The following is a 14,798-nucleotide window of genomic DNA, read 5'->3' as shown; positions in this document are numbered from 1 at the left end:
ACGGGCCGCGCCTGCGCGGCCCATCCATGGGATCACGGCTGCACCACCGTGATCGTGGTCGGGTTGCTGCGGCCAACGCCACGCAGCTGCGGTCGGTACATGTCCTCCACCAGCGGCGGCGGCACCGAGTAGGTACCCGGGGTCACCGCACGCACCAGGTAGAACACGTTGGCCTTGCTGCCACGCGAGAGCTTCAGCGCGGCCACGTAGCGGTCATCGCGGAACTCTTCGTGCTTGGTATCGGCCGCTTCACTGCGGTCGCTGATGGTGATGCCATCGACCACCACGTCGGCCCACTGCTTGGCATCACCGAGGTTGAAGTTCTCGATCTCCAGGCCCGCCGGCAGCAGGTCGGTCAGCAGCGCATCCGGCATGGTGGTGTCGGCAGTGACGGTCACGCGCACGATCAGCACTTCGCCTTCCTTCAGCGGGCGCGGCGTCCACGGCTTGCCATCGGTGCCGAAGTAGCTGCGTTCAACACCCAGCACACTGTTGTCCGGCGCCGGTGCGCTGCGCGGGATGCCGGCCACGTCGATGCTGGCAAACATCGGCGGCTGGCCCTGCGGGGTGAAGCGCACGCCGCTGGCCAGTTCGCTGGCGCTGAAGTTGCGGCCGAACAGTTTGCGCTCGCCGATGGCTTCGCTGTTGGCGCCGATCACCAGCTCACCGGCCACCAGCGCCTTCTGATTGGCAGCAAGCGCCTTGCCGAGGCGGGCGATCGCCACCTGTTCCTGCGTGCTCAGCCACATCCAGCCGGCATTGCGGCGCGCATCCAGGCCACGGCCGAGATCGACAGCACGCGCGTCCCAGGCGGGCTTGGCCAGCATGTTCTCGTGCGTCAGCGCGATCATCAGTGCGTCATCGCGGATCGCGCTGCCGTAGTCGCCGAAGTACGACGGGCGCTCGCTGCTGGACTTGGCGAACGCCGCCGCCAGTGCCGCCTGGCCACGCTTGGCATCGCCCTGCAGCGACAGCGCCACCCCCAGATGGACCAGCGACAGGCCACCAACCGCCTTGCTGCGCTCGTTGTCGTACAGCGTGCGCAGGGTGCCCAGCGGTGCGCGGTTGACCCGCGCCAGCACGTAACCCGAATACGCCTGGTTGGCGAACTTCAGCTTCTCGCGGTCATCCTGGCCGTAGAACTGGTTGCCGCCGGACAGCAGATCCTCGCTCAGGCGGTTGAGCGCCTTCTGCAGCACGTTGTCGGGCACGGCGAAGCCGGCGTCCTTGGCATCGAGCAGGAACTCGGTGATGTACGGGGTCAGCCACGGGTTCACGTAACCGTCGTCACCCCACATCGAGAAGTTGCCATTGGCTACCTGCATCGACGCCAACCGACCGAACGCGCCTTCCATGCGTTCGCGGCGCGTCTTGGCATCCAGACCATCGGCGCCAAGCATCGACGACGTCGCCTGGTCCAGGATCAGCGCGGCGTAGCCCTTGCTGGTGGTCTGCTCGGCACAGCCGTAGGGGTAGTTCAACGCGCCCTGCAGGGCACTGGCGAACGGAATCGGCGGCAACGGGCTGACCAGCAGCCGTGCGTTCACCGACTCGGACATCAGGCCGTCGGTCAGGCTGTTGTCGAGGCTGACCGCCGCCAGCGGATCCAGCGTGCGCACCTGGGAACGCAGCACCTGCGGCCACGCAGCACGCACCGGCAGGTCGTAGCGGCGGTCGGCCTTGAAGCCGTTGCCGTCCACGCGCACCCGCACCTTGGCCACGCTGTGGCCCTCGCGTGCGGACAACGGGAAGCTCAACGTGGTCTTGGCATCGGCATTCAACTGCACGCTGCGGCTGCCCTCGCCCAGGTTCAGCGGGCCCTCGCTTTCCACTTTCACGTTGAACTGGCCCGGCTTGCCGGTGAAGTTCTGCACGTCCAGGGTCACGGTGCTGCGGTCGCCCGGGGCCAGCACGCGCGGCATGCTGGCTTCGGCCAGGATCGGCGCACGCACGATGGTTTCCACGTCGCGCTTGCCGTACTGGTCATCGCTGTAGACCAGCGCCGACACGCGCAGGGTACCGTTGAAGTCCGGCACCTTCAGGCGGATGCGGGCGTTGCCCTTGGCATCCAGCGGCACCGGGCCGGAGAACAGGTCCACGGTCTGCACGCGCGCGGTCGGGCGCTTGGCCTGCGGCAACGCCTGCAGCGCCATGTCGCCACCGAACTTCAGCTTGCCGCTGCTGCCGTCGAAGCTCTCGATGACCCGGCTGTAGATGTCGTAGGCATCGATGCCGAGGCGACGCTGGGCGAAGAAGTGCGCACCGGCGTCGGGCACCGGGAAGCGGGTGATGTTGAGGATGCCCACGTCCACCGCCGAGACGGTGACGTGCGCCATCTTGCCGGCCAACTGTGGTGCGCTGACCGTCACCGGCAGGTCCTGCTCCGGGCGCATCTGCTTGGGCGCGGCCAGGCCGACGGCCACGGTGCGGCCCTTGCGGTCCATCGGCACATGCACCACGCCCACGGCACGGGCCGGCGTAATCTTGCTCGGCGCGCTGCCGCCACGGAACACCAGCGCAGTGATGTAGACGTCGTGGCGTTCCCAGTCAGCGGTGACCGGAATCTTGAAGGTCGAACCCGGCTTGGCCTCGATGTCCTGCACGTACAGCATGCGGTCGGTCTCGACCATCAGGATGCCCTTGCCGGCATGCGGCGGGGTCACCGTCACCTCCAGCGTGTCACCGGCCTTGTAGCCGGTCTTGTCCAGGCCCAGCTTGACCTTGTCCGGGCGTGCATCCAGGCCCCGGTTGTCATCGCCCCAGCTCCAACCGGCGCGGAACGGATAGCGGCTGGTCAGGCCGGTGGACGGATCGAACACGTCCACCCGGTACTCGCCCCACTCCACCGGCACATCGAAGGCCACCGCGCTCCCGCCGGCATCGACGGTGCGCGTTTCCTTGTTCTCGAAACGGCGGGTGAAGTCGTAGTCCCAGCGGTTGTCGTTGAAGGTCCAGTGGTAATCGCGCAGTTCGCGCACCAGGGTGATCTTCAGGCCCTTGGCCGGCTGCGGCTTGCCCGCTGCATCCACGCGCATCAGCTCGAAGCGCGCATTGCCGTTGGCATCGGCACCGTCTTCGGGATTGAACAGCGGGCGCACGCCCACCAGCGCATTGGCCGGCCACATCACCCGCTTCAGGGTGCGGGTGACGGTACGGCCGCCGGTCTCGTACAGGCTGCCGGACAGCACCACCGCGATCGGCGCCTTGGCCTTGGCCGCCTCTTCCGGCAGGGCCACGTCCTCGCGCAACTGGCCGTTGGCCGGCAGCGTGGTGTCGATCACGTCCTTGGCTTCGCGCGGCAACTGCAGGGTCGGGTCGCCGAAGAAGTAGCCCGGCAGGCCCTCCACCGGCTGCTGCTCGGCCGCCACTGCCATGCGCGCGGTGAAGCGGTTGCCATCGGCCGGCGCACCATACAGATAGGCGCCATTGGCCTGCAGGCGCAGCTCCTCGCCCGGCTTCAGCGTCTTCTGCGCGCTGTCCAGGTCCAGCTTCATGCGCTCGGGCAGGAACTCCTCGATACGCAGGGTCATGCCCTGGATCGCTTCCTTGCTGGCCGGGTCGGTACGGAACTCGACCTGCCAGCGCCCGGTCGGCGCCTCGGCGGGGATCACCTGCTCGAAGTTGATGTAGCCCTGGTCGCCCGGCTGCAGGCGCGTCTCGCGGAAGGTCTTGCCGTCGGGCTGCTTCAGGCGCAGGAACACCGGTTGCGCCTTGACCGGCTTGCCATCGTTGTCACGCAGCAGCGCGGACAGGCGCACGGTCTCGCCCGGGCGGTACAGGTCGCGGCCGGACCAGGCGTAGACGTCGAACCAGGCATTGTCACGGCCGGCCACGGCGAACTCGCTCAGGTCCAGCGCCGGCTGGTTGAACGGCAGGAAGCTGGTGTCCTTGCCGCTGCTGGCGACCAGCACGTGGGTCGCGTCCAGGGTGTAGTTCAGCAGTGCGTTGCCATTGCCATCCGTGCTGCCCTTCAGCACCACCTCGCCCTTGGCGTCGAGCACGCGCAGGTCGATGCCCTTCAGCGGCGCGCCGTCCTTCAGGCCGGCGGTGTGCACGAACAGCTTGTCCTTGTACGCGCGGGTATGCAGGCCGATGTCGCTGACCGAGAAGAACGCGGTATCGAACTCGCCCTCGTAGTCACCGGTGCGCTTGAGCAGGGCGAAGTACAGTCCCGGCTCCTGCAGTTCCTTGATGTCCTGGGTTGGCAGGTAGGTCAGCACCCGCTCGTTCTGCTTGCCGCCAAGGATGAAGCGGTTGACGTAGACCGGCTCGGCCAGCTTGTTGATCGGGGTGCGCTCGTAGTCGCTGCTCAGCTCCCAGCTGCCGCGGCGGCCACCGCGCTGGTACTGGCTGAAGAAGGTTGGCAGGTCCTTCTCGCGCACGCGCAGGAACTCGACGTCGACCTCCGGCACGTTCACCGACACCACCGGCAGGCCACGGCTGTCCTTGGCCGGCAGCACGCTGCCCTGCGAAGCGAAACCGACCACCGGCTTCAGCTCGCCGCTGAACACCTTCTGCTTCAGTTCCTTGCCCAGGCGGCTGCCATCGGCGGCCAGCAGGTCCGGTGAGACCACCAGGCTGAACTCCTTGCCGGCCTCAACGAACGGGTAGCGCAGGGTCAGGCCGTCATCGGACAGCGTCCAGCTGCTGTCGTCGGTGCCGACCTTTTCCTCGAAGCGCACCAGCGTGTCGAAGTCCTGGGTGCCGACCAGCGGGCGCGAGAACTCCAGCGCCAGCGACAGGCCGTCATTCTTCTGGTCCGGGTAGGCGCGCAGCAGGGTGAACTCCTTCACCTGCTCGGCCTTGGTGGTGATCGCTTCACCACTGGCCTTGGGCAGCTGCCCGCTGTCGTTGCGGCAGCCGGCCAGGCCCAGCAACAGGCCTCCTGCCAGTACCGCCGCCGCCCATCCCCACCGCTTCCGCCGTGCCGGACCGCTCATGTCGTCACTCCTTGATCGAAGTGGCCATTATAGGCAGGCCGCGTCAAGGTGTTGACGCGGATTCGGCAGGAATGCACCGGGGCAGTAGCGCCGGGCCATGCCCGGCGGGCCGGTCCCCAGCCAAGCGCTCCCTACCCTGGCAGGAACAGGTCCACGTAATCGGACACCGGCATCGCCGCCAGCGCCACCGGATCCAGCGATGCCGCCAGGATGCGCTGCTGCTGGGTGGTCGGGAAGCGGTGGGCCAGGTGCCGGCGGAACTTGTCCATCAGCAACGGAATGCCCTCCTCACGTCGGCGCGCGTGGCCCAGCGGGTATTCCACCAGTAGCTCGGGCAGCCCAGTACCGTCGCTGAAGCGCACGCTCAGGCCGTTGGCGATGCTGCGCTTGTCCGGGTCCAGGTAATCGGCGCTGAGCTGCGGATCCTCATGACAGGCCATCTTCGCGCGCAGTGCGTCGATGCGCGGGTCGGCGGCGACGTCATCCTCGTAGTCCTCCGCCGTCAACCGCCCGTGCAGCAACGCGATGGCCACCATGTACTGCACGCAGTGGTCGCGGTCGGCCGGGTTGTGCAGCGGGCCCTGCTTGTCGATGATGCGGGTGCAGGCTTCCTGGGTCCGGATCGCGATATGCGCGATGTCTTCGACCCGTCGCCCCATCGCGCGCAGCTGCTGGTGCAGCCTGATCGCTGCCTCCACCGCAGTCTGGCCGTGGAACTCGGCCGGATAGCTGATCTTGAACAGCACGTTCTCCATCACATAGCTGCCCAGCGGCCGCCCCAGCGTCAACGCCTGACCGCGCATGGATACGGCCTCGAAACCCCAGGTCGGTGCACTCAATACGCTGGGATAGCCCATCTCGCCGCTGGCCGCCATCAGCGCCAGGCGCACGCCTCGACTCGTCGCATCACCGGCCGCCCAGCTCTTGCGCGAACCGGTGTTCGGCGCGTGCCGGTAGGTGCGCAGCGCCTGGCCATCGACCCAGGCCAGTGACAGTGCATTGAGCATGCGCTCGCGGTCCAGACCGAGCAGCTGCGAGACCACCGCAGTGGTGGCGACCTTGACCAGCACCACGTGGTCCAGCCCGACCCGGTTGAAGGAATTCTGCAGCGCCAGCACGCCCTGGATCTCGTGCGCCTTGATCATCGCCAGCAGCACGTCGTGCACGGTCGGCGGCGGGCGACGCAGGGCCGGCGCGTTGCGCCCCAGCCAGTCGCAGACGGCCAGGATGCCGCCGAGATTATCGGAAGGATGGCCCCACTCGGCGGCCAGCCAGGTATCGTTGAAGTCGAGCCAGCGCACCATTGCGCCGATGTTGAAGGCGGCCTGCACAGGGTCCAGCACGTAATGCGTGCCGGGCACGCGCGCGCCATTGACCACGCTGATGCCCGGCACCAGCGGCCCGAGCAACTTGCTGCAGGCCGGGAAGGACAGCGCCTCCAGCCCGCAACCGAGCGTGTCGAGCAGGCAATGGTGTGCGGTCTGGAAGGCCAGCGGCGAGTCGATGCGGGCGTCGCGTACGTAATCGACGATGTCCACCAGCAGCGCATCCCACGCTGCACGTTCGTTGGATGGGGTGTGGCTGTCGGGCATCGCAGGTCTCCTCGTCGGGGGTGCACGGTTGCCCGTGCACCGTGCCAATCAAGGTTGGCATCTACCAGAGCGCTATTCGGCCGGCACCCGCACCTTGCCGTCCATCAGCACACGGGCGCTGCGACTCATGATGGCCTTGGTCACCGTCCACTGGCCGTCAACGAGCGCGGCCTGCGCACCCACGCGCAGCGTGCCGGAGGGATGGCCGAAGGTCACCGCTTCGCGTTCACCACCACCGGCCGCGCGATTGACCAGGGTGCCCGGAATCGCCGCCGCGGTACCGATCGCCACGGCGGCAGTGCCCATCATCGCGTGGTGCAGCTTGCCCATCGACAGGGCACGCGCGTGCAGGTCGATGGCCGAGGCCGGGATGGCCTTGCCGCTGGACGACACGTAGTCCTGCGCCGGCGCCACGAAGGCGACCTTCGGCGTGTGCTGGCGGGTCGCCGCGTCTTCCAGGTTCCTGATCAGACCCATGCGCAAGGCGCCGTAGGCGCGGATCTTCTCGAAGCGCTCCAGCGCTGCCTTGTCTTCGTTGATCGCCGGCTGCAGCTCGGTGCCGGTGTAGCCCAGGTCGGCGGCGTTGAGGAAGATGGTCGGGATGCCGGCCGTGATCATGGTCACCTCGAAGCTGCCCACGCCGGGCACCTCCAGGGTATCGACGAGATTGCCGGTCGGGAACATCGCGCCCGCATCGCCGTCATCGGACGGATCGATGAATTCGAGCTGGATCTCGGCAGCCGGGAAGGTCACGCCATCCAGTTCGAAATCGCCGATTTCCTGCACTTCGCCATCGCGCATCGGCACGTGGGCGATGATGGTCTTGCCGATGTTGGCCTGCCAGATGCGCACGGTGCACAGGCCATCGCGCGGCACGCGGGCGGGATCGATCAGGCCATTGGCAATCGCGAACGGGCCTACCGCAGTGCTGAGGTTGCCGCAGTTGCCGCTCCAGTCGACGAAAGCGGTGTCGATCGAGACCTGGCCGTACAGATAGTCCACGTCGTGGTCCTGCACCGAGGCGGTGGAGATGATCACGCACTTGCTGGTGCTGGAGGTGGCGCCGCCCATGCCGTCGGTCTGCTTGCCATACGGATCGGGCGAACCGATCACGCGCATCAGCAGCGCATCGCGTGCGGCGCCCGGCACCTGCGCGGCTTCGGGCAGGTCCTGCAGGCGGAAGAACACGCCCTTGCTGGTGCCACCGCGCATGTAGGTGGCGGGAATGCGGAGTTGGGGGAGAAATGCCATGAAAGATCCCTTGCAATGAAAGACGGCCCGTTGCCGGGCCGTCGGTTGCGTCACGCTACCTTGGCGCCTTCCAGGAAGTCCTGTGCGAAGCGCTGCAGCACGCCGCCGGCCTCGTAGATGGCCACTTCCTCGTCGCTGTCCAGGCGGCAGGTGACCGGCACGATCAGGTCCTGGCCGTCGCGGCGGTGGATGACCAGGGTCAGGTCGGCGCGCGGGGTACGCTCGCCCACCACGTCGAAGGTCTCGGTGCCATCGATGCCCAGGGTCAGGCGGGTGGTGCCCGGCTTGAACTCCAGCGGCAGCACGCCCATGCCGATCAGGTTGGTACGGTGGATGCGTTCGAAGCCCTCGGCCACTATCGCTTCCACGCCGGCCAGGCGCACGCCCTTGGCGGCCCAGTCGCGCGAGCTGCCCTGGCCGTAGTCGGCACCGGCAATGATGATGAGCGGCTGCTTCCGCTCCATGTAGGTCTCGATCGCTTCCCACATGCGCATGACCTTGCCTTCCGGCTCCACGCGCGCCAGCGAACCCTGCTTCACGCTGCCGTCGTCGTTGCGCACCATCTCGTTGAACAGTTTCGGATTGGCGAAGGTGGCGCGCTGCGCAGTCAGGTGGTCACCGCGATGCGTGGCGTAGGAATTGAAGTCCTCTTCCGGCAGGCCCATCTTCGCCAGGTACTCGCCGGCGGCGCTGGAGGCCAGGATCGCGTTGGACGGCGACAGGTGGTCAGTGGTGATGTTGTCCGGCAGTACCGCCAGCGCGCGCATGCCGGCCAGCGTGCGCTCACCGGCCAGTGCGCCCTCCCAGTACGGCGGACGGCGGATGTAGGTGCTCTGCGGGCGCCAGTCGTACAACGGGCTGACCGCCGTGCCGTGCTCCACGCGCACATTGAACATCGGGTTGTAGACCTTGCGGAACTGCTCCGGCTTCACCGAAGCCTTCACCACCGCGTCGATCTCGGCGTCGCTCGGCCAGATGTCCTTCAGGCGCACCGCGTTGCCGTCAGCGTCCAGGCCCAGCACATCCTTCTCGATGTCGAAGCGCACGGTGCCGGCGATGGCGTAGGCGATCACCAGCGGCGGCGAGGCCAGGAAGGCCTGCTTGGCGTAGGGGTGGATGCGGCCGTCGAAGTTGCGGTTGCCCGACAGCACCGCCGTGGCGTACAGGTCACGGTCGATGATTTCCTGCTGGATCTTCGGGTCCAGCGCGCCGCTCATGCCGTTGCACGTGGTGCAGGCGAACGCCACGATGCCGAAGCCGAGCTGCTCCAGGTCGGGCAGCAGGCCGGATTCTTCCAGATACAGCTGCACGGCCTTCGAACCCGGCGCCAGCGACGACTTCACCCACGGCTTGCGCTGCAGGCCGCGCGCATTGGCGTTGCGTGCCAGCAGTGCGGCGGCAATCACGTTGCGCGGGTTGGAGGTGTTGGTGCAGCTGGTGATGGCGGCGATGATCACCGCGCCATCAGGCATCAGGCCCTGCGCCTGCTCGGCCCTGCCCGCTTCCAGCTTGGCTTCGTCGGCGATGCCGCGCTCGGCCAGCTCGGCGGTGGCCACGCGCTTGTGCGGGTTGGACGGGCCGGCCATGTTGCGCACGACGCTGGACAGGTCGAAGCGCAGCACGCGCTCGTACTGCGCGGTGGCCAGGTCATCGGCCCACAGGCCGGTGGTGCGTGCGTAGTTCTCCACGAGCGCCACCTGCGATTCCTCGCGGCCGGTCAGGCGCAGGTAATCGATGGTCTGCGCATCGATGTAGAACATCGCGGCGGTGGCGCCGTATTCGGGGCACATGTTGGAGATGGTGGCGCGGTCACCGATGGTCAGTGCCGCCGCACCCTCGCCGAAGAATTCAAGCCAGGCGCCAACCACGCGCTCCTTGCGCAGGAACTCGGTCAGGGCCAGCACCACGTCGGTGGCGGTGATGCCCGGCTGCGGGCGGCCGCTCAGTTCGACGCCGACGGTGTCGGGCAGGCGCATCCACGAGGCGCGGCCCAGCATCACGTTCTCTGCTTCCAGACCGCCAACACCAATGGCGATCACGCCCAGCGCATCCACGTGCGGGGTGTGGCTGTCGGTGCCCACGCAGGTATCCGGGAAGGCCACGCCGTCCTGCACGTAGATCACCGGCGACATCTTCTCCAGGTTGATCTGGTGCATGATGCCGTTGCCCGGCGGAATCACGTCCACGTTCTCGAACGCCAGCTTGGTCCAGTCGATGAAGTGGAAGCGGTCTTCGTTGCGTCGGTCTTCGATGGCGCGGTTCTTCTCGAATGCCTGCGGGTCGAAACCACCGCATTCCACCGCCAGCGAGTGGTCGACGATCAGCTGCACCGGCACCACCGGATTGACCTTGGCCGGGTCGCCGCCCTTGTCGGCGATCGCATCACGCAGGCCGGCAAGATCCACCAGCGCGGTCTGGCCGAGGATGTCATGGCAGACCACGCGTGCGGGAAACCACGGGAAATCCAAGTCGCGGCGGCGCTCGATCAGCTGCGCCAGCGAGTCACTGAGCGTGGCCGGGTCGCAGCGGCGCACCAGGTTCTCGGCCAGCACGCGCGAGGTGTACGGCAGCGTGGCGTAGGCGCCGGGCTGGATCGCGTCGACGGCGGCGCGCGCATCGAAATAGTCCAGCGTGCTGCCGGGGAGGTTCTTGCGGTAATCGGTATTCATGGGCTGGCGGAGTACTTGAGGCGGGCCGGGTGCCGTCGAAGCGGCAACGAAGGCATCCGGCCGGCGCGCGGCCGGCCGGATGGGTACAGCAGGTGGATCAGGCGCGCTTGTCGATGGCGACGAACTCGCGATCTTCCGGACCGATGTAGTTGGCGCTCGGTCGGATGATCTTGCCGTCGATGCGCTGCTCGACGATGTGCGCGCTCCACCCGGCGGTGCGGGCGATCACGAACAGTGGGGTGAACATCGCGGTCGGCACGCCCATCATGTGGTAGCTGACGGCGCTGAACCAGTCCAGGTTCGGGAACATCTTCTTGATGTCCCACATCACCGTCTCCAGGCGCTCGGCGATGTCGTACATCTTCATGCTGGACTGTTCTTCGGACAGCTCGCGGGCCACGTCCTTGATCACCTTGTTGCGCGGATCGGACACGGTGTAGACCGGGTGGCCGAAACCGATCACCACTTCCTTGCGCTCGACGCGGGCCTTGATGTCTTCCTCGGCTTCATCGGGGTTGTCGTAGCGCTTCTGCACTTCGAACGCGACTTCGTTGGCGCCGCCGTGCTTGGGGCCGCGCAGCGCGCCGATGCCACCGCAGATCGCGCTGTACATGTCGCTGCCGGTGCCGGCGATGACGCGACAGGCGAAGGTCGAGGCGTTGAACTCGTGCTCGGCGTACAGGATCAGCGAGGTGTGCATCGCCTTCACCCACGAATCCTGCGGCTTCTCGCCGTGCAGCAGGTGCAGGAAATGGCCACCGATGGAGTCGTCGTCGGTCTCCACGTCGATGGCGCGGCCGTTGTGGCTCCAGTGGTACCAGTACAGCAGCATCGAGCCGAGGCAGGCCATCAGCTTGTCGGCGATGTCACGCGCGCCCGGATGGTTGTGGTCATCCTTTTCCGGCGCCACGCAGCCGAGCACGGACACGCCGGTGCGCATCACGTCCATCGGGTGTGCCGACGGCGGCAGTTCTTCCAGCGCCGCCTTCACCGCCGCCGGAATGCCACGCAGCGACTTCAGCTTGGCCTTGTACGAAACCAGCTCTGCGCGGGTCGGCAGCTTGCCGTGCACCAGCAGGTAGGCGATTTCCTCGAATTCGCTGGTGTTGGCCAGGTCCAGGATGTCGTAGCCGCGGTAATGCAGGTCGTTGCCACTGCGGCCGACGCTGCACAGCGCGGTGTTGCCGGCGGCGGTGCCGGACAGGGCGACGGACTTCTTCGGCTTGAAGGTCGGGGTTGCGGTCGTATCGTTCATGTTTCCCTCCGAAAACTTGATGGTGCAGGGTACTGCTTATTTCTTGGCGGCGAACAGTGCATCGAGCTGCTGCTCGAACGCGTGGTAGCCGATGCGGTCGTAGAGTTCTTCGCGGGTCTGCATGGTCTCCACCACGTTGCGCTGGTGGCCATCGCGGCGCACCGCCTGGTAGACGTTCTCGGCCGCCTTGTTGGCGGCGCGGAAGGCCGACAGCGGGAACAGCTGGATCGCAACACCGGCCGAAGCCAGTTCATCGCGGCTGAACAGCGGGGTGGCGCCGAACTCGGTGATGTTGGCCAGCACCGGCACCTTCACCGCGTCGACGAAGCGGCGGTAGGTCTCCAGGTCGTAGGCGGCCTCGGCAAAGATGCCATCGGCACCGGCCTCGACGCAGGCGATGGCGCGCTCGATGGCCTTGTCCACACCGTCCACCTGGATGGCGTCGGTACGCGCGATCAGGAAGAAGTCCGGATCGGTCTTGGCATCGGCGGCGGCCTTCACGCGGTCGACCATTTCGCCCTGCGAGACGATTTCCTTGCCCGGGCGATGGCCGCAGCGCTTGGCGCCGACCTGGTCTTCGATATGGCAGGCCGCTGCGCCAGCCTTGATCAGCGACTTCACGGTGCGCGCGATGTTGAAGGCGCTCGGGCCGAAGCCGGTGTCGATGTCGACCATCAGTGGCAGGTCGCAGACATCGGTGATGCGGCGCACGTCCACCAGCACGTCTTCCAGCGTGTTGATGCCCAGGTCCGGCAGGCCCAGCGAGCCGGCGGCAACACCGCCGCCGGACAGATAGATGGCGCGGAAGCCGGCGCGCTTGGCCAGCAGGGCGTGGTTGGCGTTGATCGCGCCGATCACCTGCAGCGGCGATTCGGCAGCCAGTGCCTCACGGAAGCGGGCACCGGCGGAAGAAGGAGTCGAAGCGGTCATGCGGCAATCCAGGTTGGGAACGGGATAGAGGGCGCAAGCACCATGCCAAGCTGCAAGCGATTGATTTCAAAGGCATGACCGCATTGCAACGATGAAACAAATGAAACACTGAAACAGATGTATCATGAAACACCCCTACCCCTTGCGGCTGCCATGTACCTGCCCCGCTCGCCCCTGCGCCATGCCGATGCCGACCCCGGACGCCCGGTCATCTGGACCGTCAGCGTCTCGCGCCTGACCGGCCTGCTCGGCGATGTCATTCCCGAATTCGACCGCCGCGCGCGCATCGAGCAGATCAACCTCGGCTTCGAGGACGCGGTATCGGTGATCGGCCAGCGCCTGCGCCGCGAGCATTGCGACGTGGTGATCGCCGGTGGCTCCAACGCCGCCTGGCTGCGCAGCCGCCTGGAGCTGCCGCTGGTGCCGATCCAGGCCAACGGCTTCGACCTGATGGAAGCCTTGGCGCGCGCACGCCGCATCGCCAGCCGCATCGGCCTGGTCACCCACGCCAGCGACGTACCGGTGTTCAGCAACTTCCAGCAGAGCTTCGGGCTGGACATCGAGCATCGCCGCTTCGTCACCCGCGAGGACGCGCGCGACTGTATCGCCGACCTGCGCGCCAACGGCATCGAGGTGATCGTCGGTACCGGCATGGCCATCGACCACGCCGAACAGGCCGGCCTGCCGGGTGTACTGCTGTACTCGGCCGATTCGGTGCGCCATGCCTTCGAACATGCGTTGGAACTGACCCAGGCCTTGGCCCGCTCCGGGGGCAGCCGGCCGGCCGCGCGTCGGCGTGCCGCCCCACGCAATGATGCGCATGCCCTGCTCGGCGACAGCGATGCGATGGCGCAGGTACGCGCACAGATCTCGCTCTATGCACCACATGACAGCACTGTGCTGGTCACCGGCGAAACCGGCACAGGCAAGGAGCTGGTGGCGCGCCAGCTGCATGCGGCAAGCGGCCGTCGTGGCCGCTTCGTCGCGCTGAACTGCGGCGCGATCAGCGAATCGCTGCTGGAAGCGGAGCTGTTCGGCTACAGCGATGGTGCATTCACCGGCGCCCGCCGTGGCGGACGCGTCGGCCTGGTTGAAGCCGCCGACGGCGGCACCCTGTTCCTGGATGAGATCGGCGAACTACCGCTGCCCCTGCAGACCCGCCTGCTGCGGGTGCTGGAGGAGCGCGAAGTCCTGCGCGTGGGTGCCACCGAACCGACGCCGGTGGACCTGCGCGTGGTTGCCGCGACACTGCAATCGCTGGAACAGCGCGCAGCGGCTGGCAGCTTCCGCCGCGATCTGTATTACCGCCTGGCCGCGCTGCGCATCGCCCTGCCCTCGCTGCGTGCGCGGCGTGGCGACATTCCAGTGCTGGCACAGCACTTCTTCCGCCAGCTGCGCGGCATCGACGCGCCACTGGATGACGCTGCGATGGCAGTGTTGACCGCCGCCGAGTGGCCCGGCAACGTGCGCGAACTGCGCAATCTGGTGGATCGCCTGCGCATTCACTGGCAGCCGGCTGAAGGGCCTATTGATGCCGCGCGACTGCTGCAGCTTGCGCCCGAGCTGACAAGCGAAGGCGCGACAGCACTGCCACTGGAAAGCAACGGCAAGCGCCCGCCACGTGTGCAGCTGGAAACATTGCTGCAGGAACACCGCAATGACCGCGAGGGCATGGCGCAGGCACTGGGCGTATCACGCACCACGCTGTGGCGCTGGCTGCGCGCGGAGGGGTTGTAGAGCCGAGCCCATGCTCGGCTGATGTTCCCGCGGAAGCAGCCGAGCATGGGCTCGGCTCTACGACGGCAGCCCGACGGCCAGCAGCAGCTCGATCTCCTCCACCTGCACCACCGGCACCCGCCACGGATGATGCGGCACGATGCCCTGCTCCAAGATCCGCTGCAGCCGCTGCGTATCCCGAGGCAGGCAGAACTCCAGGCGCACGCTGTCGACCACTTCGGTGCGTCCTTCCTCCCCCTGGACGGGCGACGCCCCCACCCGCGGGCGGAACTGCTCGAACCCCGGCGCCGACCACCACATACCGTGCTCGTAGTCGCCGGCCGCCAGTGCGTCCACTGCGAGGATGCCCTGCTTCACCGCGTCCAGTGCTGCCGGCGGCACGAACACCACAACGCGGTACAGCGGCAGGCGTTGCATCGGGTTG

At 67.2% G+C, this 14,798-nt stretch carries 8 protein-coding genes; 1 reads left to right on the top strand and 7 read right to left on the bottom strand.

Going from position 1 to position 14,798, the window contains the following annotated elements; genetic code table 11:
* Positions 1 to 32: 32 nt before the first annotated feature.
* The 6 genes from AC5P8Z_RS06320 to prpB form a co-directional block, all read right to left on the bottom strand.
* Positions 33 to 4,940, bottom strand: a complete 4,908-nt coding sequence (locus tag AC5P8Z_RS06320; RefSeq protein ID WP_495228485.1) for an alpha-2-macroglobulin family protein — start codon at positions 4,938 to 4,940, stop codon at positions 33 to 35.
* A gap of 131 nt (positions 4,941 to 5,071) precedes the next feature.
* Positions 5,072 to 6,532, bottom strand: coding sequence for a bifunctional 2-methylcitrate dehydratase/aconitate hydratase (locus AC5P8Z_RS06315; protein ID WP_495228483.1), 1,461 nt, complete (start codon positions 6,530 to 6,532; stop codon positions 5,072 to 5,074).
* A gap of 72 nt (positions 6,533 to 6,604) precedes the next feature.
* Complete coding sequence (gene prpF / locus AC5P8Z_RS06310; protein WP_286069445.1) at positions 6,605 to 7,783, bottom strand: 2-methylaconitate cis-trans isomerase PrpF; 1,179 nt, start codon at positions 7,781 to 7,783, stop codon at positions 6,605 to 6,607.
* 50 nt (positions 7,784 to 7,833) lie between these two features.
* On the bottom strand, positions 7,834 to 10,452 hold the full coding sequence (acnD, locus tag AC5P8Z_RS06305; RefSeq protein WP_495228482.1) for a Fe/S-dependent 2-methylisocitrate dehydratase AcnD: 2,619 nt from the start codon (positions 10,450 to 10,452) through the stop codon (positions 7,834 to 7,836).
* Positions 10,453 to 10,549: 97 nt separating this feature from the next.
* A complete protein-coding gene (prpC, locus tag AC5P8Z_RS06300) occupies positions 10,550 to 11,707 on the bottom strand; it encodes a bifunctional 2-methylcitrate synthase/citrate synthase (protein ID WP_108765944.1) in 1,158 nt (385 codons plus the stop codon).
* 36 nt (positions 11,708 to 11,743) lie between these two features.
* Positions 11,744 to 12,637, bottom strand: coding sequence for a methylisocitrate lyase (gene prpB, locus AC5P8Z_RS06295; protein ID WP_286069448.1), 894 nt, complete (start codon positions 12,635 to 12,637; stop codon positions 11,744 to 11,746).
* Positions 12,638 to 12,790: 153 nt separating this feature from the next.
* Between prpB and prpR the strand changes: the two genes are divergently transcribed.
* Positions 12,791 to 14,374 (top strand): propionate catabolism operon regulatory protein PrpR, encoded by a 1,584-nt coding sequence (gene prpR, locus AC5P8Z_RS06290; RefSeq protein WP_495228480.1) that lies wholly within the window; start codon positions 12,791 to 12,793, stop codon positions 14,372 to 14,374.
* Between the two features lie 57 nt (positions 14,375 to 14,431).
* Here prpR and AC5P8Z_RS06285 read toward each other — a convergent pair whose 3' ends face one another.
* The gene (locus AC5P8Z_RS06285) at positions 14,432 to 14,791 is read right to left on the bottom strand and encodes a YqfO family protein (protein ID WP_295565294.1); all 360 of its coding nucleotides are present in this window, start codon (positions 14,789 to 14,791) and stop codon (positions 14,432 to 14,434) included.
* Positions 14,792 to 14,798 lie beyond the last annotated feature (7 nt).

This window comes from Stenotrophomonas sp. YJH_SMC_17 (assembly GCF_059371655.1).
This window is presented reverse-complemented; position numbering and strand designations above follow the sequence as displayed.

Coding starts and splice junctions, on each gene's coding strand:
- AC5P8Z_RS06320 (WP_495228485.1), bottom strand. CDS start 4,940: ATGAGCGGTCCGGCACGGCGGAAGCGGTGGGGATGGGCGGCGGCGGTA.
- AC5P8Z_RS06315 (WP_495228483.1), bottom strand. CDS start 6,532: ATGCCCGACAGCCACACCCCATCCAACGAACGTGCAGCGTGGGATGCG.
- prpF (WP_286069445.1), bottom strand. CDS start 7,783: ATGGCATTTCTCCCCCAACTCCGCATTCCCGCCACCTACATGCGCGGT.
- acnD (WP_495228482.1), bottom strand. CDS start 10,452: ATGAATACCGATTACCGCAAGAACCTCCCCGGCAGCACGCTGGACTAT.
- prpC (WP_108765944.1), bottom strand. CDS start 11,707: ATGAACGATACGACCGCAACCCCGACCTTCAAGCCGAAGAAGTCCGTC.
- prpB (WP_286069448.1), bottom strand. CDS start 12,637: ATGACCGCTTCGACTCCTTCTTCCGCCGGTGCCCGCTTCCGTGAGGCA.
- prpR (WP_495228480.1), top strand. CDS start 12,791: ATGTACCTGCCCCGCTCGCCCCTGCGCCATGCCGATGCCGACCCCGGA.
- AC5P8Z_RS06285 (WP_295565294.1), bottom strand. CDS start 14,791: ATGCAACGCCTGCCGCTGTACCGCGTTGTGGTGTTCGTGCCGCCGGCA.